This is a genomic window from Planktothrix prolifica NIVA-CYA 540 (genome assembly GCF_963864145.1).
In the GTDB taxonomy this organism is placed as follows: Bacteria; Cyanobacteriota; Cyanobacteriia; order Cyanobacteriales; family Microcoleaceae; genus Planktothrix; species Planktothrix agardhii.
This window is the reverse complement of record NZ_CAWLTW010000001.1, coordinates 3,009,178-3,035,086: the sequence shown is the minus strand read 5'-3', so window position 1 is coordinate 3,035,086 and position 25,909 is coordinate 3,009,178. Positions and strand designations below refer to the sequence as shown.

Here is a 25,909-nt window from a genome sequence, read left to right as displayed (position 1 = left end):
CCAAGAACTATATCATATCTATGAAGCATTCACCTCTCTAGTATAAAATTTATATATTTGATTATAAAACATATAAATTCGGCTTATAAATCAACAATAAGGCTGTATTTATGTTTACCAATCTTTGTAGACTAGCTATAGTCATACAAACAACTTTATGAAATAATTAATATTCGGTTATGATTACTAAACAAAAAACATGAAAATAGCATTCTTTGATTATATTTGGACTTTGGCTGAACCTCCCAAATTTGGATCAGGTATTCTCTGTTACCAGTTAGCACTTCGTTTAGCTCGCGACAATGATCTGATTTTCTATGGTTCAAAAGCTGCTCATCACCAAGAGTTAGAATATTCAGAAGATGGAATTACATATCGGAGGATTCCCAATAACTTTATTGATAAAATATTAGGCTTATTATATGTACTGGATGACTGGAAAATCTTTCCAGCAAAACGTCCTTTTTTTACTTCAATTTTATCTGACTTCAAATATTATTGGCAAATAGCAAAAGATTTGCAATCCCAGAATTGTGATATTATTCAGATTAACTTTGCCTTTCATGTTTCCCCACTAATTCGAGCTTTTAATCCACAGGCAAAAATTGTCATCTTTCTACAGACTGAGTGGTTAACACAACTTGATCCTAAAATGATTGAACGGAAATTAAAAGCGGTGGATCTTGTGATTGGATGTAGTGACTATATTACCAATCAAATTCGGACAAGATTTCCTAATGTTCCTTGTCAAACAATTTTTAATGGCGTGGATATTAATCATTTTGTTGTTAATAATGAAGCTAAAAAAATAAAAAGAAAGAGATAAAAACTCTTCTTTTTGTGGGTAGAATTTCACCCGAAAAAGGACTACATATTTTACTAGAAGCGTTTAACAAAGTGATCTTGCAGTATCCCCAAGTACAGCTTAAATTGATCGGGCCAGAAGGAAAATATGGCGTATTACCCATACAAATGATCAATACAGAAGATCCTTATGTTCAAACTCTGATTCCATTTTACCAGGGAGAATATAGTGATCAACTGCGACAAATTATTTCTCCCAATGCAGCTAATTCAGTGTGTTTCTTTGGGCCGGTTGAACAACTCAATTTAGTTGAACATTATCAAGATGCGGACATTTTCATCTTTCCCTCTGTGTGGAATGAACCTTTTGGAATTCCCTTAGTGGAAGCGATGGCTATGGAATTACCCGTTATTGCTACTTATAGCGGTGCTTTTCCAGAAATTGTCGAGGATGAAAAAACGGGTTTATTGGTGGAAAGAAGTAACGCTGATGCTCTAGCTGAAGCAATTTTACGCCTTCTTTCCGATGAAAATCTTAGTCAAGAAATGGGAAAAGCTGGACGCCAAAGAGTTGTTGACAAGTTTTCTTGGGAATAAATTAGTGAAACTCTATTGGTAGAGTTTCAGAAAATTTGTGATCCTACTGTTAAATAGATTAGGGTACTGCGATGATATTTGATGTTTAATTCTGCCTACCTACTTATAAGTATTTTCGTGTTTCGCGTCCCACTCTTTATAATAATCATCAACGGAAATGGGAGGATATTTAAGAGGATTATCCTCGGTGACACAAGTTTCAACACAGCGAATTTCTGTGTCATTATTAGGAGTTATCTTAAAGGCAATTGAGTACCTAGAACGAGCCTTATAGAAGTCTTCTTCTGGAATTGAAACTTGATGCAGCGTGGAATAAAGCCGATCATTTGTCCACCTTTGGATCAGATCTTCCATAATAACTACTACCGTACCAGGAATTGGAGGAACAGGAATCCATATTCTGGTAGATTTTCAGGCTATTGATTAGGAGCAGTAGCCAGATAGCGACCAGAACTTATCTCCTCTGGAGTTCTTTCTAACCCATAATGAAATACTTCTCTGAAATCTTTTCCCTCTTGATCTCGTGCTTGCTCATATCCTGGGTTCATCTTGCCCATGGCAATTTTTTGTTTGTCTTCTATTGGTAGAGCAAAAAAAGCCTGAGATTGAGAAAAAGCTTTGTTAACTAAATCGGGGGAAAAACCGTAATTTTTTAGATATATACAACCAACTTGATCAAAAGCTTCATAGATTTGTTTGCCCACAACTTCCTTTTCCTTTGTGTCACCATCAAAAAAGGGCTGAAAATCAATTACGGGAACTATTTTATTCATGGCAATATCTTTGGTAATCATTCTCAATTCAATATTTAATTTATCAGTAAAGATTAAGAAAACAATATTTTGAAATAAAAATTCATAATCCTGATTTTAAAAGCCAAATAGACGGTCAATATAACCCGTCTATTGTCTGAATCAAGATAGATTTATAAGATATGATGCTCAATTGTTGCTGCTAAATCGGCTAAGGTTGGGTTAGCAAAGAAGTTACGCAGGGGTAAATCGATCAGCAATTTTTTAGTGACTTTATCTATGACTTGAAGAACTTTTTGAGAAGTTCCTCCCAGTTCAAAAAAGTTATCATCAATGCTAATATCTTCTAAATTTAACACTTCTTGCCAAATCTTGAGCAAAGATTCTTCAGTTAAATTCCGTGGTTTAATGAAGTCAGTTGATTTAACTTCCTTAACTGGTGAAGAGCAGTGATAATTATTGATTGAGTAACGTTCCTGTTCAGAAAAAGGAGAAATAGCCATAATTTTTTCCTGGGGATTAACAATAATATTTTCTAAAATTTTGAGAAACTGCTCTCCCATTTTAGCTATACTTGTAGCAGTAAATAAATTAACTTTATAAGATATAATTCCTTCAATGCTGTTATCAGTTTCTTCGAGGGATAGAGTTAAATCATTTTCTGCCGTATCTGCTTCTGTATATATTTTTAGTAACTGGTCTTTTAGAGTGAGATTGGCAAATTTTAAATCTTGTTTCGGAGTATTCTGGAAAAGAAATATCACCTGATTAAACAAAGCATATTGAGGTTCTCTGATAGGTTTTAATTCTTCTACTAACTTGATAAAAGGAATTTCCTGATGAGCATAAAATCCTAAGCTCGTCTCTTTAACTCTACGCAGTAATTCTCGAAAATTGGGATTACCTCCTACATTTGTATACAAGGGGAGAAACTGCACAAAAAGTCCAATTAAATCCTGTGTTTCGGGTCTGTTACGATTGGCAATAATACCACCAACAATGATGTCTTCCTGTTGTGTATAGTAAAGGATGAGTGCTTTAAAAGTCGCTAACAAAGTCATATATAAAGTTACGCCTTCTTGCTGGCTTAATCTTTTTAAAGCATCAGTTAATTCTGGGGAAATAGTAATAGGATGATGGGCTTCCTTAAATGTTAGCCTAGAGGGCCGTGGATGGTCAGTAGGGAATTTTAAAATTGGTGGATTAACGCCGATATGCTGCTTCCAGAAATCAAGCTGAGATTGCCATGATTTGTCTTCTATAGATTGCCATTGCCACAGGGCAAAATCGGAATATTGAATCGGTAAAGGGGGTAGTGGTGAAGGTTTACCCTCAGAAAACGCTTCGTAAATTAAGGTTAATTCCCGAATCAAAACACCGAAAGACCAACCATCAGAAATAATATGGTGCATAGTGACAACAAACAGATAGTCATTTTCAGCTAATTGTATAAGTTTACTTCGGAATAATGAACCTTGTTCTAGGTCAAAAATTCGAGCAATTTCTTCTGATGCTAATCGTTCAGATTCTCGCTCCCGTTCTATTTCACTTAACCCTTGGAGATCAATAATTGAAAAATCAAAACGGGGTTCAGACGAAATTTTTTGGAAAACTTGTCCGTCTATACAAATAAAATTAGTTCGCAAAGTTTGATGACGTTTAACAATTTCTTTTAAGCTTTGCTCTAGTACAGGAACGTTAAGTGAGCCTTCAATTCGATAAATTAAGGGTAGATTATAGACAGAATTATCGGGATAAAATTGGTTGAAAAACCAAAGCTCTAACTGAGTTAAAGAAATTGGTACTAATTCAGAATCAGAGGTTTGGCGTGTAATCGGAATAATTTCTTGTTCTAATTCTTGATAACTTCCGATCTCAATCTTTTTCGCTAATTCAGCAATAGTAGGAGATTCAAATAGACTTCTGATGGGCAATTCCAAATTAAAAGCTTTGCGGGTCATCGCAATAACTTGGGTCGCGAATAAAGAATGCCCCCCTACAGTAAAGAAGTTGTCATTGACCCCGATTTTAGTTAATCCTAAAATATCTTGCCAGATGGCTGTTAATATTTCTTCTGTAGGAGTGGAGGGGGCGACATAAATTTGACTTAATTCGGGTCTGTTAGTTGTGGGTTTTGGGAGTTTTCGGCGATCAACTTTGCCATTAGAAGTTAAGGGAAAAGATTCCATCGGGACGAAGGCGGAAGGAATCATATATTCTGGAAGTTGTTCTTGGAGAAAGTGACGCAGTTGTTCAATAGTAATTGTTTGTGATTGCAGGGGAATAAAATAAGCACATAAATATTTTTCTCTAGCACTTTCCCCATAGACTTTAACCACAGCTTGACTTAGGAAGGGATGTTTATTTAATACGGCTTCTAATTCCCCTAATTCAACACTATAACCCCTGATTTTTACCCGGTCATCTATTCGTCCTAAAAACTCAATATTTCCATCTGACAAATAACGAGCTAAGTCTCCCGTTTTATACAGACGTGAATAAGAATCTTGATGAAAAGGATTAGGAATAAATTTTTCTGTGGTTAACTCTGGGCGATTAAAATAACCGCGAGCGAGTCCCGCACCACTAACATATAACTCTCCTATACTACCTAAAGGAACAGGTTGGAAATTACTATCTAATAAATAAACTTTGACATTAACAGCCGGTTTACCAATGGGAGGATAAAGGGGCCATTCTTCAGGTTGATGGCTAAAACGATAAGCGGTGACTAAATCAGCTTCAGAAGGCCCATAAAAGTTATACAGGGTGCAGTTTTTTAAACTTTTAAACATTTCAACCATCGGTTGAGTAATTTGCAGTTGTTCTCCAGCAGTTATGGCTTCTTTTAAATTCTTAAAAAGATCGGGTTTTGCTCCATAGAGTTCGGCAATTTGCTGCCACAAAGTCACAGGAAGAATAACTTTTTCAATAGGATTATTTGTAAGTAAATTGACTAATTTATCTAAATCTAGGCGGGTATCTTCAGAAGCAATATATAAAGTTCCTCCAAAACACCAAGCCGCAACTATTTCGTGATAGCTAACATCAAAGCTAAAAGATGCAAACTGAAGAACACCTCCTCCTGTCAGCATTTGATCTCGATGGTGTTCAACTAAATTGGTGAGGGAGCGATGGGGGACAGCCACACCTTTAGGAACTCCTGTGGAACCGGAAGTATAAATCAGATAAGCTAAATGATCATTCTTGATTTTAATCGTAATATTTTGATCGGATTCTTGAGTAATATCATCCCATTTCTGTTCTAATATCAGCAGATGATGGGAGAAATTTTGAGACAGCATTGAAGCAAAAGAATTTTGTGTTAATACAACTTTTGTCCCACTATCTGCCAGGATAAAATTAATTCGTTCCTCTGGATATTTAGTATCAATCGGAACACAAGCTCCTCCAGCCTTGAGAGTCCCCAAAATTGCTACAGCCATATCTAAAGAGCGTTCAAGACAGATCGCCACTAAACTATCGGGTTTAACTCCTAAGCGTTGTAAAGAATGTGCTAATTGATTCGCCTTTTGGTTTAACTGTTGATAGGTTAACTGTTGGTTTTCATAGACTACTGCGACTGCATTCGGTGTTTTTTCAACCTGTTCCTCAAATAATTGATGAATACATTGGCTAATCGGAAATAAAGATTCAGTATGGTTCCATTCTTCTAACAACATTTCCCGTTCTGATTGAGTAAGAATCGGTAAATCTTTAGGGAAACTATGGGGATTAATCACCATTTCTTCGAGTAAAGTTTGCAGATGACCCAGCATCCGTTCAATGGTTGGTAAATCAAAACGATTTTCCTCGTAATTAATGATTAATGCCATTTCTTGACGCGGAACAGCACGCAAAACAAGCGGATAATTAGTTTGTCCGATGTCTTCAATATTAATAATTTTTATCCCCCCAGGAAGTTCGGAAAAATTTGCTGTTGCAGGATAATTTTCAAAGGCGATAATGCTTTCAAATAAAGACTCGTTTCTGGGAATTTCACTCCATCCTTGAATGTCTACCAGTGGAGTATAAGAATATTGTTCTCGCTGAATGTGTTGTTCTTGTAATTGATGTAACCAGGGTAATAATTCTGTTGTTTCTGGGATTAATACCCTAGCAGGTAGGGTATTAATAAATAACCCGACCATTGATTCTACCCCTGATAAACTAGGGTGACGACCAGAGACAACACTTCCAAAAACGATATCTTCCTCACCGCTATAACGACTCAGTAATAACGCCCAAGCTGCTTGTACTAAAGTAGAAAGAGTAAGATGGTTTTGAGCTACAAAAGATTTTAAGTTGGCGGTGGTTTTAGCTGATAGATTGATTTGGCGGATATTGTAGGTTTTATCATTCCTTTCGCGGGATTGTTCTCCGATTAAAGGAGTCGGAATACTAAACCCCAGAAGGGTTTTTCGCCAAAATGTTTCTGCGGCGGAAATATCTTGCTGTTGTAACCAATTAATATAGTCTTGGTAAGGGCGAGGTGTTGGTAAATAACACTGTTTTCCTTGCTTAATTGCATCGTAAAAGGTGAAGATTTCTTGAAAAAGAATCGGCCAACTCCAACCATCACAGAGGATGTGATGAAAACTCCAAATCAGTTGATAAGTTTGGTTCTCTAATTGAATTAAGGTACATCGCATCAGAGGAGCTTTATCCGTTTCAACACCTCGTTGTCTATCTTCTTCTAAGAAACGATTCAGGTGAGTTTGTTGATCACTCTGAGACAGGGATCTCCAGTCTATATTAACCCAAGGTAGTTTAACTTGTTTACGCACGATCTGAAGGGGCTTTTTACGATTTTTCCAAATAAATTGGGTTCGTAAAATCGTGTGTCTATCTAGTATTTGTTGCCAAGATTTATTAAAAGCCTCAATATCTAGTTCTCCCTGAAATGTTAATTGAAATTGATCAAAATAAGTATTAGATTCTGGGTTATAGAGAGTATGAAATAGCATCCCTTCTTGAGTGGGAGAAAGGGGATAAATAGATTCAATATCTTTTTTAGTCAGATTGGATTTTTGAGGAGCTACCATAGTTTTTTTCCTAAAATATATGATCAGAAAATTTATTGAATAAACTGAGTTTCTTTAAGTATAGCAGTCGCCATAACGCTTAGAACCTGTATGCCCACGCAGGCGGGTGCGGGACAGCTTATAAATCTTGTCCTCTCTCTGTGAAAACGGGGATGTCCTAACCACTAGGCGCGGTTGCTATACTTTAATGATGACCGCCTACTTAAAGTTTTAGCTTTTCCTAGACCATTTACGCTTAAATGCGTTAATTTCTTCATCGGTGTAAAAATGCCGAACTAACTGTTGTTCATAAATTTTTTCTAGGTATTCATTGCTGAATGTTAGACTGTTTTTTAACTTACTGTAGATCTCATGATAATCGGTTTCTTCCGCAAAATCAAGTTTTTCATAATCTAGGTGTTCAATGTTTAAAAAAGATTGGACAGCCTCTTTTAAACAATCATCCATTCTTTCTAATTTCAATACTAATAAGTCAATATTTTTTTCTGGAATATTGATAATTAAATATCCTTTTTCTTTAGAAAAATTAATTAAATTAATGTCAATTTCAAAAACAGATTTTAATTCTAAGTCAAACCAATCAAACTGTTTACCAAGAACAAAATCTTGATTCCAAAAACTTTCAACTAATTCATCTATCGTAATTAATCCTTCCTTAAATTTTCTGAAAAAACAAGGGAAAATACTCTCAATAACTTGATAAAACCAAGAAATGTTTCGGGCAATCGGATCTCGAACTGCGGTAATAATTTTGATATTTTTTTTACCTTTGATTTCCTCAATATGATCACTTAAATATTTGGTCGTAAATGAATGTTGAATTGTAATTGGATAATAGGGTTGATTCAGTTGAATTTGTTTCCAAATTTTTGCGACAATTTCAGAGTTTAAATTATGAAGATGATAAATAGCTTGCTCTGGGAATGCTTTTTTAAGTGCAAAATATAGATTAGCCGAACCCACTTTACCCATTTGATAATTAAGGATTACTGAAGGATTGAGCAGTTCTTTTTTTAATTGACGTTCGGTTTTCCCTATATTAATACTATTAGTAATCCATGAATAAATTTGAAAATTAATCGTATCTTTGACAGGATAATAATTAACAACTTGATCTGATTTTTGAGTTTGTGTGTTCATGATTGTTATTGTTTTGATTTTGTTCTAGTTTTGGATTTAAAATGCTGAAGATGATAAACCACCATCGACAGGAATGGTGATTCCTGTTATATAACTCGCACATTCTGAGGCCAAAAAAACGACTAGATTAGCGAGTTCTTCGGAGCTACCAATGCGATTCATGGGAATTGTTTTAATAATTCCTTCTCTAATAAAATCTTGAGTAGTACCTTCTTTTTGGGCATAAATTTTCAGGTATTCTCGATGCCTGGGAGTATCAATAATTCCAGGGTTAATGCTATTAATTAAAACATTAGATGATGCTGTTTGTCTAGCGACTGATTTAGTGAAATTCATTAAGGCTGCATTCACAACACCGGATTTCACGAGACGGGGTGAGGGTTCTTTTCCTGATGTTCCAATAATATTAATAATTCGTCCCCATTGCTGATTTTTCATCCTGGGCAAAACCAAATTAGTCATGCGAATATAGCCCATTAATTTTCCTTCAAATACGCTTCTCCATTCTGCATCTGAGATATCTTCTATTGATTCTCCAGAAAAACTAGCTCCTTCTGAGTTATTAATTAAAATATCAATTCTGCCCAACTTACTAAGGGATATTTCTACTAGCTTTTGCGAGTCCGATTCGTTTTGAACATCGGCAATTACAGGGATTACTTCTACATTAAAATTTAGTAAAGATTGACTGGCTTTCTCTAGTTGCTCACCATTCCTACCGCAAATGATTAATCGGCATCCTTCTGCTGCTAATCTTTCGGCTACAGCAAAACCAATTCCTGCACTAGCTCCTGTCACTAAAGCAACTTTTCCTGTTAATCCTAAATCCATAATTATTCATCCTCTAATGTATAAACATTTATTGTGTAATGAAAATATCAAGTAAAGATACTGTTTCATAAGTAAAATTACATATTTCGTGCGGTATCTCAGGGGGTGCATAGTAAATATTACCATAAGCTAGTTGCTGTTCTTCCCCCCCTACATAAACATCAAGTTTTCCATTAAGAATAATTCCCATTTTTTGGCAACTAGACTGATGTTTAGGGATTGTTTTTCCTGGAGGAATCTGAGTAATCATAATCTCAAACCAAGAACCCGTAACCGATTGACAAGGTAAACCAGTGGCATGATTTTCAGTGGGAGTCAGGCGCAGGATTGTGGGTTCATCTTCTCCTTGTCTGGGAGGGTTGATGATTCTTTTGACATCAAATCCTAAGATGGTTTCAGGCAAAAGATTAGCTGAACCGTGAAGAACATTAGCCCCGGCAACATAGAGATGATCTAAAGGTTGAATAACAGTTTTATTCCCGTTGAGATTCATTTCCAAATTGCCGTTAAATATCATTCCGATTTGACTTTCTGTGTGTTGGTGCAGGGGAAAAATAGCACCTGGTGCAATGGCGGCTAATTGGACGACTGTATCCTGACATTGGAATGCCAATAACTCCACTTCTCCATTGATATTAATTGTTTTTCCTTCGGGGAAAAATGTAGGCATTTTGATCTCCTTAATTAAGTTTTTCTCAAAAATTAATTCTTAATTATTTATTCTCTATGGACTGTTCCTTTTTTATGAAAAATAGACCAACTCATCTCAATTTTCCCATATTCTGCAATAAACTCTAAATCATTTTCTTTGAGAGCATTCTCATTGGTGATTGCTAAATCGGCTAACCCTTGCTTAACTTGAATAGCGGCTGCACTTGTAGAATTAACAAACTCCACTTTAATATTTTTTTGATTGGGGTAGCCGGGTAATAAATAAGGGAGTAAAGGAAAGGGAGCGGGATGAGTAACTAGGGTGCAATTTTCCCAAACTAATTCTTCATTTTTGCGCTTGGCTAATCCATAAACTGGTGTGGGATAGGTAAAAACAAAACCTAGTTTTAAACTGGGTTCCATATAAAAATCATTAACTCTTTCATAAGCATGGGGAACCAAAGCCAAATCCACCTGATCTTGGAGCAAAGATTCTTTCAACTCTGTAAAGGTATCAAATAAATGACTGGTAACAGAAATTTGTTCCGCTTGCCATTGAGTAATCAGATAATTTAAGGTCTGTTCACTACTGGTTTCTTTTGGCCCTAAAGTGCCAACGATTAAAGTTTTTACATCAGGTTGGGGATAACAAAATTCCATCGAAAACTTTAACATGGTTTTAAGGCTCCAGATTTTTTAAGGGTTGATAAATTAGCATTTCCTGTACAAAATAAAGCAATTTCAAGTTCAGAAAAATTGTGGGAATAAAAAGGGATTAATGATTTACTAAGAAAGTTCTATTTTGAAATTTGGTCATAGGTAATTTAAGACGAATGGCTTGTTGAAATTTAGCAACATCCAACTCGGCAATGCTAAATATTCCCTTTTTTTCAAACAATATAGATGATACACTATCCTGGGTAATATAGTTAACTCTAATGTCTTCGTGTAAGGATTCAATCAACAGTTGAATATTAGCCAGTTGGGCATCTTTTATGGTTTGACTATGGGGAGAATTTGGGTCAACTGGATGGGCATAACTGCGGACGTGAAAACGACTTTCTCTAGCTCCTCCTGGCACTATGGAAAATGTTTGAACGTGTTCAGGAAAGATACTCAAAGAAAAGGGCATGGGCATCTCTTCTTGAGATGACATGGAACAAAAAGCAGAATAACACAAAGTTTCTGGGAGTGATTGGGTTTGTGCTGCTATTTCTTGTAATTTGGTTTCATGTTCCCAAGAATGTCTGCCTAAACTTTTTGCACAGTCATAATACTTGCGTTCAGTAGGGTTTAAATAGGGAGATGGAGGGTCTTTCATGGGAATAATCATCCCGTTTATTCCTTCGCAATCACTCGATAGTTTAAAGCGACGGGTTAAGCCTTTGTGCATCATGGGGAAATGGTAGTCTTCTAAAAAGTTTTCCCACAATAATTTATAGTCAACTTCGACATTAATATCGTACCGTCCAAGACCATTAATAGGCTGCATGGCTTCGAGGTTATAGGGTTTTAGTAAATCCGCTTGATACCAAAGTTCTTTGAGTCTGGCTCCTTCCCAACTGAAACGAATAAAAACAAAGCCATAAAAAATATCAATATCAATCGGTTCTAATCCGTAATTGGGTAAACTGAAATTAGGAGAATTATTGCGCTCATCTAGATGTTTAAGTCTTCCAGCAAATAATTCTCCTTCATTCGTTCGTATAACATAAGCTCTCTCGCCAATAATATCTAACCAAGTGAAGTTTCCTGCTTCGGGAACTTCATTTATATGACAGACAAATTGCCAAGTAGGAGCGATTAAATGGTCAATTTCTAGGGTAAATAGGGCTGTATCCCCATAAATCCAAATAGGCAAAGGTTCTGTATTCAATTGTGCTAGTTCATCCTCTGAGTCATTTTCTCCCCCTAACTCTGAATCTTCAAAGGGATTAAATTTCGTTGGTTTTTCCATTTCTTGCGGTAGTCCAATACGCTCTAAAATTTCCCCAAAATTGACCGTTAACTCTTGATTCTCTACCATCAAAATTGCTTGCTTAAGTTCTCTAACTAAAGACTCAATCAATAATTCAGTTTCTTGGGAATAATTAACATCTTCAGAAATAATTCCTGGAGAATGATTAAGGGATGCTACGAGAAAAGTTAACTCTTTTTCTAAATAACCAATTTTTAGCCAGAGACGAATAGCTTCAGGAAGTGAAGCACTTTTTCCTTCTGCATAACCAGGACTTACTTGGTCTAGTAAGTTGGCAATTGCTACTCCGATATTTTCTGAATTATAATCTCTCTTTGTCTCATTTTCTTCTGGTTTGGTTGGCAATAATTTGACAAAAATATATTCCCCATCTTGCTTGACTTCTATTTCTTGCAACCCATATAGATTAAGGTCAAAATTACTGCCAAATTCCCCTCGACTTGCTCCTGGGGCATTTTGACAATTTCCGTCTAAATCAAACGCCCATCCATGATAGGGACAAAGGACTTTTTTATTACGACTCGCACATCCTTTTCCTTCAAAAACAGGAGATTGACGGTGAGTACAAACATTAAGAAAACATCCAATTGTTCCGTCTTCTTGATGGACAATGACTAGCGGTTCTTGAAACAGTTTCAGAGTAATAAAATTTCCTGGATGGGAAACATCTTCTGTTTTACAAGCTAGATACCATTGATGAGGAAAATCTGCTGGATTAAGATTGATTAAACGGATAATTTTAGCGACAAAGTAATGATAAACAACTTCAAAAGCAACGGGGTTTTGACCTTCTTGATTATACTGTTCTACAGCTAGAGATAAATCTTGATAGACTTTCCCTATCTGTGGGTTTCCTTTTCCTTCTAGTAAAGTGGTGATAAATTCATCCCAATTTTTTTGAGATTTTTGAGCAAGTTTACGCCCTCTATAAACAATTTCTCCTTGCTGTTGTCCTATATTAATGAACAGTTTATTTAGGGTTTCCGACTTAATCTTAATGTGATTCATTGGCTCTTAGGTATGTTTAAAGATGTTTTCTGTTGAAAAATTAATTTTCCAAAATTGGCTGGGGAATTAAGGGAACAGGATGATCAAGACGATAGGCGTTCCAAGATTTTTTAAATCCTTTATATTTTAAGGGATTGTCTGATATTTTTTCAACCCCTTGATGGAATAAATGTTCATAGTAATCCAATTCTTTTTTGAGATAATAAGGAGCTTGTTGTCCATAAATTTTAACAAACATCCTGTAAGTATTATAATGTTTGGTAGCCACATCTTTTTCATAAGATTCTATGTCGTCTTCGATATCATTTAAAACTTCTAATGACCACATTAATCTTAACTCTTCATTTAATTCTTCATCATGAAAGTTTTGTCCTAACATTTTTAGCAATGTACAATGTAAAAATCGATAGTCAGAAGAGCGTAATTGAGCAGCTTTCATAATCTCTTGATGAGTGATCTCAGGAGAAATTAATAAATGGGTTTCTAGTTCAAAGTATTCTCCTAAGTTATCTAAATAGGTTTCAACTTGATGATGTTTAAAATTAGATTTTTCTAAAACTGCTAAAATCATTTCTTGTTTGGTTTTCCAAGGGGAATGTTGTTTTAGTAGACAATTTGTTGCTTGGATTTGCTCAACTTCTTCATCGGTTTCATAAACCAGCGCTTCCATAAAACCTAAAATTGGATAAAATCTAAAAAAGTCACTCCAAGAAAGATTATAAAGCGGAAAATAATAGAGTACAAATTCTCTTAATACTCGAGAAGAACGCTTCATACTTTGATAAGAAATACAGGGAATTTCTAGGGCTAATGAATTACATATATCTTTATCCATTGACTGACATACAATGTCTTGCTTGAGTAATCCATTTTTGCTTTGAGTGAGGCTTTCAATAGATGGCAACATAAGGGCTTAAATCTCCAGCTAGAGTACAGAAATGATTTAATCTAGTTCTAAAAGCAGTTCATCTAATTCTGCTTGATTGAGATCAGCATCGGGAAAATCCGATGGAGTATAACCTCCGTCTCCTGACAAACAATGATTAATAATTATTTCTAAAGATTCTTGATAAGCATTAGCTAAATTTTCTATCGTTGTTTTTTGATGAAAATTCTCACTATATTGCCATTCCATTTCTAGTTTCCCCTCGACAACGATTCCATTAATATCAATTAAATGGCAACGTTGCCCCAAGGGACTATGAATAGAACCACTCGATTCTTTAGAAAATTTCCAGTCAACAGAACCTATTTGTGGGCGAGTAAATTGCCCCAAATAATTAAAGCTGATTTCTGGTTTCGGATAACTTCTTAGACGGGATTGAATGGTTAAATCTGGGTTAAGATAATATCCAATTCCATAATCAACTCCCCGATTTGGAATTTGTCGTAATTGCTCTTTAACTGACTTGAGACATTCACCAGGATGGTCAATATTTTTTAAAGTCAAAATGACAGGAAAAATACTGGTAAACCAACCAATAGTTCGGGACAAACTCAGGGAGTTGATTACATTTTCCCTCCCATGACCTTCAATGTCAATAACAAGATCACAAAACCCTGTCCAACGAGCAAAAGCTTGTACTAAAGCCGTCAGTAATACATCATTAATTTGGGTGTTGTATGCTTGAGGAACATCCTGCAATAGTAAGCGAGTTTGTTCTTCGCCCAGGGTAAAAGAGACCGTTCTCGCATGAGCAACGGTATTAGACTTGATATCAGCTTGATAATCCAAGGGAAGATGGGGAATTGAGGGAAAATCCTGCTTTAACCAGTAATCTAAGTAAGACTTGTGTTCTGGGTTTTGAGCATAATTTTGGATTTCCTCAGCCCAATGTTTAAAGGAGCTAGTTTTTAGGGGTAATTCCAGAGGTTTTCCGGTTTCTAATTGGTGGTAACTGGTGAGTAAATCTTCTAGGAAAATGCGCCAGGAAACCCCATCAACTACTAGATGATGAATAATAATTAACAATCGTCCTGCATCACCTAATTGAAAGAAAATCGCCGAAATTAAGGGGCCTTTTTCTAAATTTAGGGAGCGCTGTTGAGCCTCTGAAATTTCTGCCATTGTGGTCAATTGTTCGCCCGAAGACATCGGGGATAAATCCATGACTTTAAAACCAAAAGACTCCCAATCATCGCTGTGATACTGTTGCCATTGTCCCTGTTTATGCAGAAATCGTAAACGTAAAGCATCATGGTGATACAGTAATTTGGCAATGGCTGGTTTTAATAAATCCGGTTGTAGATCAGCCGGAACTTCTAACAATACCGATTGATTAAAGTGATCGGGTTCGGGTAAATTTTGCTCAAAAAACCACTGTTGAATCGGCGTTAAAGGAACTTGACCGCTAACCAAATCCTGCATGATTTGAGTGACAGGAGCTTTCTCAGTTACTGTTGCTAATTGGGCAATAGTTTGATGGCTAAATAACTGTTTTGGGGTAATTTCTAGTCCCGCTTGATTGGCTTTAGCAATGATTTGAATGCCTAGGATTGAATCTCCTCCCAATTCAAAAAAGTTGTCATTAATACTAATTTTTTTGAGTCCTAGAATTTCTTGCCAAATTGCAATCAGAATTTTTTCTGTGTCTGTACTAGGAGTAATATTTCTGACATCTTCATCCTCTAACTCAAGTGCTGGTTGAGGTAGAGCCCGGCGATCAATTTTACCATTAGCAGTTAGGGGAAAAGCTTCTAAAATGATCAAGAAAGAAGGAATCATATATTGAGGTAACTTTTCTTGCAAAAATAGACGCAATTCCGAAATACTTAGTTTTTTATGGCCGATGATGTAAGCACACAAGCGCTTCACACCTGGTTGATCTTCTCTGGCAATGATTATTGCTTCTTTAACTTGAGGATGTTGATTGAGGACGGTTTCTATTTCCCCTAATTCAATTCTAAAACCTCTAATCTTGACCTGATCATCAATACGACCCACAAATTCAATTTGTCCATCGTTTCCATAACGAACCAAATCACCTGTTTTGTAAAGGCGATCGGTTGGTAACAACACTTCACTATTGTCTTGTCTAATCCTAAAAGGATTCGGAATAAATTTAGAATCAGTTAACTCTGAACGGTTCAAATAGCCTCGTGCTAATCCCGATCCCCCAATGTATAATTCCCCCGGAATTCCAATAGGAACAGGTTGTTGATACTGATCTAAAATATAGACTTGAGTGTTAGCAATTGGACGACCGATGGCAGGTGCTTTTTCTGCTGATAAATTAGGGGTAATTTTTTGTGATGTTGTTACTACTGTATTTTCTGTTGGCCCATAGTTATTCACCAATATAAACGGAATCGAGGTCGAAGGAAAATCACTCAGTTTGTCTCCTCCAGTTAACATTAATCTTAAACTACAGATAGAAAGCCAATCTAGGGAAATCAAGATTTCTGCCAAGGGAGTTGGTATGAAAGAAACGGTTATTTTTTGATCCATTAACCACTGTTTAAGCTGGTTCGGTGATGTGAGCAGATCTTGGGGAACAATAGCCAGACAAGCACCGCAGGTTAGATAAGGCCAGATTTCCCATACTGAAGCATCAAAAGCAATTCCTGCTAATTGAGTCGCTCGATCTATTTCCGTAATATTAAAGGCATTTTGATGCCAAAAAATAAGATTTAATAAACTTTGATGTTCAATTAAAACGCCTTTTGGCTGTCCTGTAGAACCGGAGGTATAGATGATATAGGCTAAGTTCTGGGAAGTGATCTGATTGATGGGATTATCTTGACAATTCTGAGCAATGATTTCCCAATCTTTATCTAAGCAAAACTTCTGTCCTTGATAGTTGGGTAAACAGTGAACTAAATTTTTCTGAGTTAATAATACAGATACCGCAGCATCTTCTAGCATATAAGCTAGACGTTCTGATGGATAGTTGGGATCTAAAGGTAAATAAGCTGCACCCGCTTTAAGAATTCCTAAAATACCAATAATTATTAATGGCGATCGCTCTACACAAATCCCTACTAATTCCTCGGTTTTAATCCCTAAACTTTGTAGATAATGGGCGAGTTGATTTGCTTTTTGATTTAACTGTTGATAGGTGAGGGATTCCTGTTCATAAATGACCGCCACAGCATCAGGATTTTTGGCAACTTGTTCTTCAAATAACTGATGAATACATTGATGATCCCGATAGGGGACTTGAGTTTGATTCCATTCCACTAATATTTGTTGTTTTTCTGGGTCAGTTAGTAAGGGTAATTCCCCGACTTTTTGCTGAGGATTTTTCACAATTCCCTTCAATAAAGTTTGGAAATGACCCATCAAACGGGTGATTCTTTCGGCTGTATATAGATCGCCATTATATTCCCAATAACCCTCTAAATAAGTTCCTTGATCTGTCTCTATTTCTTCTAAAATTAAGGTTAGATCAAATTTCACTCTGACGTTTTCTACAGCCATAGATTTCGCCCTTAACCCCGGTAAGTCTAAGGCTGTTAGAGGGGTATTTTGTAGGGCAAACATTACTTGAAATAGGGGATTATAACTCAAGCTCCGTTCTATCTGTAAGGCATCTACCACTTGCTCAAAAGGAACATCTTGGTTTGCATAAGCTGCTAAGACCCCATTACGAACTTGTTGCAATAATTCTGAAAAAGAAAGATTCCCTTCTAGGGAATTTCGCATCACTAAAGTATTGACAAAAAAACCAATCAGGGGTTCAATTTCTTGTCGATTTCGGTTGGCCGTGGGAGTTCCTACCAAAATATCTTTTTGGCTACTATAACGAAAGAGTAAAGTGTTTAAAGTAGCCAGTAAGGTCATAAATAGAGTAACCCCTGATTTTTGACTGAGACTTTTCAGTTTTTCTGTTACATCCGAGTCGATTTTAAAGCAAATACTAGAGCCTCGAAAACTGGGGATGGGAGGACGAGGTTTGTCTGTGGGAAGTTCTAATAAAGGAGGAGCAGCAGCTAATTGTTTTTTCCAATAGTTTAGCTGGTTTGCTAAAACTTCTCCTTGTAACCATTGTCTTTGCCAAACTGCAAAATCTGCATACTGAATCGTTAATTCGGGTAAAGAAGCAGTCGAATTTGATAATAATGCTTGATAAAAGCTAGATAATTCTTTAAATAAGATCCCTTTTGACCAACCATCAATAATAATATGATGAATAACTGGAACTAAAATATAATCTTCATATCCCAAATCAAAAAGAGTAAATCTTAACAACGGAGATTGAGTTAAATCGAAGGGTTTTTGTAGTTCTTGAGCGACGATTTCTTCTACTTTTTCTATCGGTAAGTCTTTTAACTCAACTATTAACAAATTGACCTTCAGGAAGGGAGCAATTTTCTGGATGGGTTTTCCTTCGACCATCGGGAAGGTTGTCCGCAAAATTTCATGACGTTGAATAATGGTGTTGAGACTCTGCTCCAAAATATCAATATTTAAGTTTCCCGTTAAACGGATGGCTGGACACTCATTGTAAGCAGGATTTTGACTATCCATCTGATAGAGAAACCACATCCTCTGTTGAGCAAAAGATAGGGGTAAATCTTCATCCCGTGAAACAGGAATAATGACTGATTCAGGAGAGTTAGGGGATGGTTGGGCTTCTCTGCTTAAAAAGTCGAGAATTTCTGGTTTTCTTGTGCCGATTTCTTGCTTAATTTCGGCTGTCATTACTCCCTGGGGAGCCTGATATTTTAACTTTTCTTCCTCAAGCCAAAGTTTGATCTCTAAACTATTTAAGTAAGATAAAAATTCTACTACTTTCATTCGGTGCCTTTTTCCTGAATTTCTGTTTGTGTGAATAGCGGTTTAGTTTTTTTGGATTTGGGTTCGTTTTCTGGTCATTGTTTATAGCATATCCCTGACCAGAAATATCAAATACATATATATAACTTTACATTCTACATAAAACGAACTCTAAAAAGCCTCAATCAACATATTTTCATAATTCTCCTTCTTCGTAATCTTCTTGGGTTTTTGTCATAGCACTGTGACTATTTTTGGCTACATTAAGCACCTCAAGGGTTTGAGTTAAACTAGCCACAGTCGGGTATTCTAATAAACTCTGTAAAGATAATTCCAATGAGAAAACATCCCGCAAACGAGATATGACTTGACTCCCCAGCAATGAATGTCCTCCGAGTTCAAAAAAATTGTCGTGAATACCGATTTGGGGTAGGTTAAGGACATTTTGCCAAATTTGAGCGACTTTACTTTCTGCTTCGGTTCTGGGCGCTATCCATTCGCTATTTTCTTGACCCTGAAGTTCCCTGATTAATTGTTGTTTATCAATTTCACCCTGGTCTGTAAGAGGGAGGGATTGTCTAGGAATCAATGAACAGTTATAGGGAGTTCCAAATCGATCTTTTAGGGTTAAATGATCGGCTAAATTAATCGGATTAGGAGGTGATTTCGGGACGTAATAAGCCGTTAATTTCTGTAATCCCTCAGACAAAGATGTAAAACGTTTAATTTTAGAATTGCTCCCATCTAAACCGATCATTAACTGTCCTTGGTTATGATATAAACTCGCTAAAAATGAGTCTAATCCTTGCTGTACTGTCATATCGTAATACCCTTGAGATTGGGTTAGATATTGCATCTGATAGCCTTTACTCATTCCTGTTTCTTGCCAAGTTGTCCAACTATAACAATAACTAGGAAACAAATGTTTGGATTTTTGATAGTTATTGAGATGTTCTAGGAAAGTATTAGCAGCAGCATAGGAACCCAAAGCTGCCCATCCATAAAAACTAGCTAAGGATGAAAAACTGATAAAAATTCCCTGAGATTCTTTGATCAGTTGATGTAAGATCCAAGTGCCTAATACTTTGGGACGAAGAATGGCTGCTAAACCTTGTTTTGTTTCGTCCAGCAGTAAACAATTTTTATAGATTCCTGCTAGATGAATGACTCCATCGAGTTCTCCTTTCCAATGCTGTTTCACCTCGTCTACAGCTTGCTGTACTTGAGTGTAATTAGCAACATCTACCGCTTGGTAAATTACTTCTCCCCCCAGGTTTTCTAAGGCTTGTAAATTTTTGATTTTCAAGGAAAATTCATCTTCTTTTTTCAGATGATCATTCCAGAGATGTTTTTCCGGTAAAGCGGTTTTTCCAATCAATAGTAACCGAGCCTGATAATTTTTAAGCAAATATTCAGCAACTTTTATGCCTATTCCTCCTAAGCCCCCAGTAATTAGATAAATTCCCCCTGGTTTAAAGGGTAATTCTTGTTTAAGTTGTTCAGGTAAATTGACTTTTTTCAAGCCAGAAATAAAACGCTTTCCTGCTCGATAGGCAATTTCTCTTTCCCTTGATAAAACGTAAAGTTCTTGGAGAAGATCAGCCCCATTGATTTCATTTTTATCAATGGGTAAATCGAGATGACGACTATTTAACCAAGGAATTTCTTGAGCTAGGCTTTTAATCAGTCCTAAAACGGGAGATTTTTCATAAGCAATTTCATCAGCTTTAGTAACAAATTGGCTATGGCTAGAAACAAATAACAATTGAATTGTTCGGTTTAAATCGTGAATTTTAGCTAGGGCTTGAACGAGGAACAATAAACTATAGATTCCTAGATTTTGTGCTTTTTCTAGCTGCTCTATACTATCAATTTCTCCCGAATATTTTTGATACGTCCAGAGATGAATAATATTCCCAATAGTAATTTTTTGCTCTGCTAAGGATGCCATTAAATGTTGATAGTGTTCTGCTTCCCCTGGTTTTATTGTATAGCGATCGTTACTTAATTTAGAAAATTCTTCTCCCGCCAAAACCGTTACAAAGGGTAAGTTTTTGGCTTGGATTTGTGCAGCTAAAAATTCTCCTAAACCTAACTGATCCAAAAAAATTAAAGTATAATTGTTAGAAAGTTCTGGCTTCAGATTAACCGGAGATCTGGACTTCCAAACTTTCCGGTAAAACCAATCAGGAATAGTATTCGCATTTTCTAATAGAATATCTATCTCTTTAAGAACAGGATTAAATTCCCCGGCTTCAAAACGTTTAGTTAATTGCGATCGCTGAATTTTACCGATAGAAGTTTTGGGGATTTCGTTTTTATTTAAGGGGATTAAATATTCGGGATTCACGCCAAAACTGTTAATCACTTTTCGTCTAATCTTTTTCAGCAGTTCAGGTAAATCCTGGGGATCGATTTCTACACTAAAAAATAAAGCTAATTGATCTGTACTACTCTTAGGATCATGAACAGCACAAGCGGCGGTATAAGATGCTGCTACTTCTTCAATGGCTTCAACAACTGTTTCAATTTCGTGACTGTAATAATTCACCCCATTAATAATAATCGTTTCTTTACTTCTTCCTGTAATCACTAAATGTCCGTTGCTAATAAATCCTAAATCTCCTGTCTTAAACCAGCCATCTTTTAAGAAAGCTTCTTGATTTGCTTCTGGATTTTTATAATATCCCGGTGAAACTGGATCTCCTTTGACTTGTAAATGACCAATCGTTTCTTCTGGAAGTAGGGAATTTTCTTGATCAACAATTCTAATTGATACGCCAGGAATAGGTAATCCTAAATCCGTAAAGGTTGTGCTATTGGGATGTTCAGGATGGACTCTTTTTAAAGTATGAGTCAGGGAATATTTATCAACCGTATGAAAGAGTAAAGGCTGTTCTATTGTCGGTTGATAATAAGTAATTCCCGATCCCATTTCCGCCATCCCGAAAGCAGGACGAATCGCCGTTGTTTTCAAGTTATATTCGCTATGAAGTTTATTAGTAAATTCTCCGACCACTTGATCAGAAACCGCTTCACCAGCTACTAAAAAGAATTTAATTGAGTCTAAATTCCAAGTCTGAGAGGGTTCTTTTTTAAGAGCTTCATTGATCAGATTATAAGCAAAATTAGGAGCCCAACTATGAGTAATCCGGTATTGATGAATTAAATCTAACCAATTGAGAGGACGACCTAATATATATTCCGTTTGAACATAGACCATTTGGCATCCTAAATCAACACAGCGAATATGCAACTCAGAAATGCTCCCGATATGGTCAAAAGGCAGCCAATTCAGGATAATATCGTCGTTATTATATTCACAAATTATGTTGGCTCCTCTCGCACGAGAGATAATATTTTTATGGGTTAATGATATACATTTAGACATTCCCGTGCTACCTGATGTCAGATTGAAAAAAGCTATATCATCAGGTTGACTAATATGGGAATGATGGGGGGAGTAGGTTTTTAATTCCTCAATAAAACTCAGTTTAATGGGTTGATTAGATAGCCATTTTTCTAATTTTTTTACGTCTTGTTGTCGGGATTCATTCGTGATCACTAGAGGCTGTTCTAACAATTCCCAGACCTGACAAATTTTATTAATTTCATGATTAATCTCTTTGTAGGTGGGTGGAACTGAGAGAATCACTGGAATAAAGCCCCCTAAAATACATCCCCAAAATGCGGAAATGATGTCACAATTTTCCGATAATTGGAAAATGACTTTATCTTGATTCTGTAAACCTAGCTTTTGTAATCCTGTTTGTATTCTTTGGGCTTGTTCCCATAATTGTTGATAGGATTGAAATATCTGAGAACCATTAGACTGAATATAGATAATTCCTCTATTCGGATAGTTTTCGGCTGTTTTCTGAAGCAGATCTCCCAAGGTTTTTGGCTGTAGTACAGACTCTACTAAAGGTTGTCCGTGACTAATAGCTTGTTGAGCATTAGAAGCGTGAATGGGTAGAATGATCTGGGTTTCGATTTCTTGATTCTGCTTCTCAACTATTTCTGGTTGTTTTAATGGCAATAATTCCGATAGATGTAGCGGGAGATTTTTGTATTTTTGGGAAGTAATGACCACAGCAACTTGCTCAATCCCTGATAAAGACTGTAGTTTTTTTTCGGTATTATTGACTAAATTTTCGTCGATAATTTCTATATTTTTTAAGGCTAACTCATCGACACAACCAGTATTTGTTAAGGGTAAGTTAGAAACTTGCACATAGAGAGTGGGTAAGAGATGATCGGGTAATTTTGACTGCACATCAGAGGATAATTGTTCTGGATTCCCGGTTCCAGAGTAAACGATATAAGCGACTAATTCACTATCCCGTATCAGTAAATAGCAATCTTCTACCAATGGATTTGATAACAAGACTTCCGCGATTTTCTGGCAATTTAATTGTGAATTTTGTTGATTAGTAGTCATACCTAAAAAAATAACTGGATATACTTTTTGAAAGCCTCTTAAAAAGGAGCTTTTAGGGTTGAACCTGTTGGTTTATTATGATACCATAGAAAATGGAACAGCTTAATTACAAACAGAAGAAAAAGATTGCATTGTTTTGATTTGAGTATTAGTCTTTGTCTTTGTCAATTATAATATGGAGATGTAGGAAAAACTTGTTAAGATTCCGTAAAAGTATTTAGAGGTTTATTGGCCCATTTAACTTATAACAGTATGAAAATTTCAGGTAAAGCAACTTTAACAGGAACTCAAAGATATCGAGAACGGCATCAGCAAGAATGTATTGCTGCTCATTTTCGAGAAGCCAATGATTGGGTTGTAAGTTCGATAGGTATTGGTACTTATTTAGGTGCCGCAGACTCCCGAACAGATGATCGGGTCACCGACGCAATTATCGAGTCGGTTAAAAATGGAATTAATTTGATTGATACCGCAATTAATTATCGCTATATGCACGCTGAATGGAGTCTAAGCCATGCTTTACGCGCTTTAATCCGGGATGAAGTTGTCTCCAGAGATGAATTAATTATTTGTACGAAAGGAGGTTTTATTCCCGATTTAGATCGGATCAGTTGGTTTTATTCTCGATATATTGAAAACAGTAGATTTTCAATCAAACCTGGGGATTTAGTGGCAGAATGTCACTGCCTACACCCGGAATATATTTGGGATCAACTGGAGCGCAGTTTGGATAATTTGGGAGTAGAAACAATTGATATTTATTATCTTCATAACCCTGAAATGCAATTATCTGAAGTTTCGCCAGAAATTTTTTATCACCGTTTAATGCTGGCATTTGAAGTATTAGAAAAAGCCGTTAGTCAAGGAAAAATTAGTAGCTATGGGTTAGCTACTTGGGATGGCTTCCGAGTCCCACCAACCCACCCCAACCATCTTGATTTAGCCAAGGCAAAAGCGATTGCATCTCAAGTGGCCCCCAATGGGACAGATCATTTCAAATTCCTTCAGTTACCTTTCAATGCCACGATGCTAGAGGCATTGGTTCAACCCACTCAACAAGTGAAACGAACATGGCTTCCTGTCCTAGAAGTGGCTCACCGTTTGGGTCTATCCGTGATTTCTAGTGCCTCCATTGGTCAGACCAAGGCCGTTGGTCAAATTCCAAAAGCTCTGCAAGAGATACTTGATCAAACCCCGTTAACGCCGACCCTGCAAGCCCTTCAGTTTACTCGTTCTTGTCCCAAATTACTGACCGCCTTAGTCGGGATGAAAACAATCGATCATGTCACAGAAAATTCAGCCTTAACTCGGATTAAACCCCTAGCTACCAAATTCTATAAAGCCTTAGCTACCGCCAGTGATCAGATAGGCTCTGAATCCAAATAGCAGCATTTTTCCCAGGAATAGTTAAAGATTAGTTACAATTTGTGATTAAATATTATGTAGGATTAAGCAATCTTAGTAATGGAGAGATTGACTCTGGCTGATTTGTTCGGTGAAAACTTGGTTTCAACTTCTCCGACAGTTTGGCGCCCACAGCTATCAATCGGTGTTTTTATGCCGACCCTGGGGCTGGCAAATGTCATCATGTCTCATTTGCAGAATGATAGCTATACGGCAGTGCAAATCCAGTCTGTTGAAACGTTCCTCCAATTCATGGCTCAAGAAAGACATCAACTCGATTGTATCGTTCTTGAGGATAATCCAGATTTGCTCCTCCTTAGTCAACATCTTCAGGAGCAATCTCTTTCAGTTCCGGTGGTTATTATTACATCACAACCCCAACCTACAGACACTTTAACTCAAACAACGACTAATCCTTCTGACACTTACAAACCGGAAGAAGATTCCTCACAGTATTTGTACCACTGTACCGAGGTAAGAATCACAAATAATCAACTGAATCAAATTTCAGGCTATATTGACCAAGCCATTAGTCAGTTTATTACCCATGCGATTACGGCTCGTCTCACTGAACAGTCTGCTAGTGGCAATGCTCCCACAGAGCTAACAAATTTTATCATCCGTCAACAACGTCGCCTAGTGAGTAAACTCCATGAGCGATTAGGATATTTGGGTGTTTACTATAAAAGAAGTCCCCAGAATTTTATCCGTAATCTTGCTCCTACAGAACGTCAGGAGTTTATTGATCAGTTAAAAACAAAATATCGCCAAATTGTTCTGAGTTATTTTTCCGCCGATCAAAATTTGAATAATAAAATTGATGAATATGTAAACTTGGCTTTTTTTGCTGATGTTCCAGTTACCAGAATTGTGGAAATTCACATGGAATTAATGGATAATTTTTCTAAACAGCTTAAATTAGAAGGCAGAAGCGAAGATGTTTTATTAGACTACCGATTGACCTTAATTGATACGATTGCCCATTTATGTGAAATGTACCGTCGCTCAATTCCTAGGGATTCTTAATCAACAGACTATTTCATTAAAGAAAACAAAAGCAACCTTTAGAATGAAAGATTGCTCTGTTTAAATATATTAAATTCAGTTCAGAAACACTGAAGATTGCAGAGAAACTGGAGTAGTTGAAATGAGTGGTCAAGATAGAAAGGGCTGACGGTGGAAACCTTGGCACACAGAGGCGAAGAAGGACGTGGCGACCGACGATAAACTCCGGGGAGCTGGAAGCGAGCAACGAGCCGGAGGTGTCCGAATGGGGCAACCCAAAAACAGCCCACTGAATAAAATAGGTGGGTATGAGCGAACCGGGCGAACTGAAACATCTTAGTAGCCCGAGGAAAAGAAAGCAAAAGCGATTTCCCGAGTAGTGGTGAGCGAAAGGGAAACAGCCTAAACCAGTCGGTTTACCGATTGGGGTAGTGGGACAGCGACACTGGACTCGACAGAGTTAGACAAAGCAGATGAAACCTGCACCAGAGAGGGTGAAAGTCCCGTAGTCGAAAACTCAAAAAGCCTAGCTGA

At 36.6% G+C, this 25,909-nt stretch carries 13 protein-coding genes, 1 rRNA gene and 1 pseudogene (1 of these 15 cut by a window edge); 4 read left to right on the top strand and 11 right to left on the bottom strand.

The features are described from left to right. Nucleotides 1-199 precede the first annotated feature (199 nt). Nucleotides 200-1,401: pseudogene (gene aerI / locus AC559H_RS13530) on the top strand (aeruginoside biosynthesis putative glycosyltransferase AerI). A 99-nt stretch (nt 1,402-1,500) separates the two neighbouring features. On the opposite strand, the gene AC559H_RS13525 reads toward aerI, so the two are convergent. The 11 genes from AC559H_RS13525 to aerA form a co-directional block, all read right to left on the bottom strand. Continuing rightward, nucleotides 1,501-1,794: a 2OG-Fe(II) oxygenase family protein gene (locus tag AC559H_RS13525; protein ID WP_269147410.1), complete on the bottom strand. Its 294-nt coding sequence runs from the start codon at nt 1,792-1,794 to the stop codon at nt 1,501-1,503. 23 nt (nt 1,795-1,817) lie between these two features. Further along, on the bottom strand, nt 1,818-2,195 hold the full coding sequence (locus tag AC559H_RS13520) for a 2-oxoglutarate and iron-dependent oxygenase domain-containing protein (protein ID WP_026796159.1): 378 nt from the start codon (nt 2,193-2,195) through the stop codon (nt 1,818-1,820). A gap of 131 nt (nt 2,196-2,326) precedes the next feature. Continuing rightward, complete coding sequence (aerG, locus tag AC559H_RS13515; protein ID WP_051319628.1) at nt 2,327-7,198, bottom strand: aeruginoside biosynthesis non-ribosomal peptide synthetase AerG; 4,872 nt, start codon at nt 7,196-7,198, stop codon at nt 2,327-2,329. Between the two features lie 210 nt (nt 7,199-7,408). Beyond that, nucleotides 7,409-8,338 (bottom strand): putative capsular polysaccharide synthesis family protein, encoded by a 930-nt coding sequence (locus tag AC559H_RS13510; RefSeq protein WP_026796160.1) that lies wholly within the window; start codon nt 8,336-8,338, stop codon nt 7,409-7,411. A gap of 36 nt (nt 8,339-8,374) precedes the next feature. Beyond that, nucleotides 8,375-9,169 (bottom strand): SDR family oxidoreductase, encoded by a 795-nt coding sequence (locus AC559H_RS13505; protein WP_026796161.1) that lies wholly within the window; start codon nt 9,167-9,169, stop codon nt 8,375-8,377. 28 nt (nt 9,170-9,197) lie between these two features. Continuing rightward, nucleotides 9,198-9,839 carry an aeruginoside biosynthesis protein AerE gene (gene aerE / locus AC559H_RS13500; RefSeq protein ID WP_026796162.1) on the bottom strand — a complete coding sequence of 214 codons (642 nt, stop codon included), beginning with the start codon at nt 9,837-9,839 and terminating at the stop codon, nt 9,198-9,200. Between the two features lie 47 nt (nt 9,840-9,886). Next, entirely contained in the window at nt 9,887-10,495 is a 609-nt protein-coding gene (gene aerD / locus AC559H_RS13495; protein ID WP_026796163.1) for an aeruginoside biosynthesis prephenate decarboxylase AerD, read from the bottom strand. A 100-nt stretch (nt 10,496-10,595) separates the two neighbouring features. Continuing rightward, the gene (aerC, locus tag AC559H_RS13490) at nt 10,596-12,806 is read right to left on the bottom strand and encodes an aeruginoside biosynthesis protein AerC (protein WP_026796164.1); all 2,211 of its coding nucleotides are present in this window, start codon (nt 12,804-12,806) and stop codon (nt 10,596-10,598) included. 40 nt (nt 12,807-12,846) lie between these two features. Further along, nucleotides 12,847-13,713 (bottom strand): hypothetical protein, encoded by an 867-nt coding sequence (locus tag AC559H_RS13485; RefSeq protein WP_051319629.1) that lies wholly within the window; start codon nt 13,711-13,713, stop codon nt 12,847-12,849. Nucleotides 13,714-13,749: 36 nt separating this feature from the next. Then, complete coding sequence (aerB, locus tag AC559H_RS13480) at nt 13,750-18,546, bottom strand: aeruginoside biosynthesis non-ribosomal peptide synthetase AerB (protein ID WP_026796165.1); 4,797 nt, start codon at nt 18,544-18,546, stop codon at nt 13,750-13,752. A 175-nt stretch (nt 18,547-18,721) separates the two neighbouring features. After that, nucleotides 18,722-22,966, bottom strand: coding sequence for an aeruginoside biosynthesis non-ribosomal peptide synthetase/polyketide synthase AerA (aerA, locus tag AC559H_RS13475; RefSeq protein WP_026796166.1), 4,245 nt, complete (start codon nt 22,964-22,966; stop codon nt 18,722-18,724). A 252-nt stretch (nt 22,967-23,218) separates the two neighbouring features. Between aerA and AC559H_RS13470 the strand changes: the two genes are divergently transcribed. The 3 genes from AC559H_RS13470 to AC559H_RS13460 all read left to right on the top strand — a co-directional run. Next, the gene (locus AC559H_RS13470; RefSeq protein ID WP_036832711.1) at nt 23,219-24,352 is read left to right on the top strand and encodes an aldo/keto reductase; all 1,134 of its coding nucleotides are present in this window, start codon (nt 23,219-23,221) and stop codon (nt 24,350-24,352) included. Nucleotides 24,353-24,439: 87 nt separating this feature from the next. Further along, entirely contained in the window at nt 24,440-25,396 is a 957-nt protein-coding gene (locus AC559H_RS13465) for a circadian clock protein KaiA (protein WP_330943415.1), read from the top strand. A 127-nt stretch (nt 25,397-25,523) separates the two neighbouring features. Next, nucleotides 25,524-25,909: ribosomal RNA gene (locus AC559H_RS13460) — 23S ribosomal RNA — on the top strand; it runs 2,500 nt beyond the window's last position.

Coding starts and splice junctions, on each gene's coding strand:
- aerA (WP_026796166.1), bottom strand. CDS start 22,966: ATGACTACTAATCAACAAAATTCACAATTAAATTGCCAGAAAATCGCG.
- AC559H_RS13520 (WP_026796159.1), bottom strand. CDS start 2,195: ATGATTACCAAAGATATTGCCATGAATAAAATAGTTCCCGTAATTGAT.
- aerD (WP_026796163.1), bottom strand. CDS start 10,495: ATGTTAAAGTTTTCGATGGAATTTTGTTATCCCCAACCTGATGTAAAA.
- aerE (WP_026796162.1), bottom strand. CDS start 9,839: ATGCCTACATTTTTCCCCGAAGGAAAAACAATTAATATCAATGGAGAA.
- AC559H_RS13505 (WP_026796161.1), bottom strand. CDS start 9,169: ATGGATTTAGGATTAACAGGAAAAGTTGCTTTAGTGACAGGAGCTAGT.
- AC559H_RS13470 (WP_036832711.1), top strand. CDS start 23,219: ATGAAAATTTCAGGTAAAGCAACTTTAACAGGAACTCAAAGATATCGA.
- aerB (WP_026796165.1), bottom strand. CDS start 18,546: ATGAAAGTAGTAGAATTTTTATCTTACTTAAATAGTTTAGAGATCAAA.
- aerG (WP_051319628.1), bottom strand. CDS start 7,198: ATGGTAGCTCCTCAAAAATCCAATCTGACTAAAAAAGATATTGAATCT.
- AC559H_RS13510 (WP_026796160.1), bottom strand. CDS start 8,338: ATGAACACACAAACTCAAAAATCAGATCAAGTTGTTAATTATTATCCT.
- AC559H_RS13485 (WP_051319629.1), bottom strand. CDS start 13,713: ATGTTGCCATCTATTGAAAGCCTCACTCAAAGCAAAAATGGATTACTC.
- aerC (WP_026796164.1), bottom strand. CDS start 12,806: ATGAATCACATTAAGATTAAGTCGGAAACCCTAAATAAACTGTTCATT.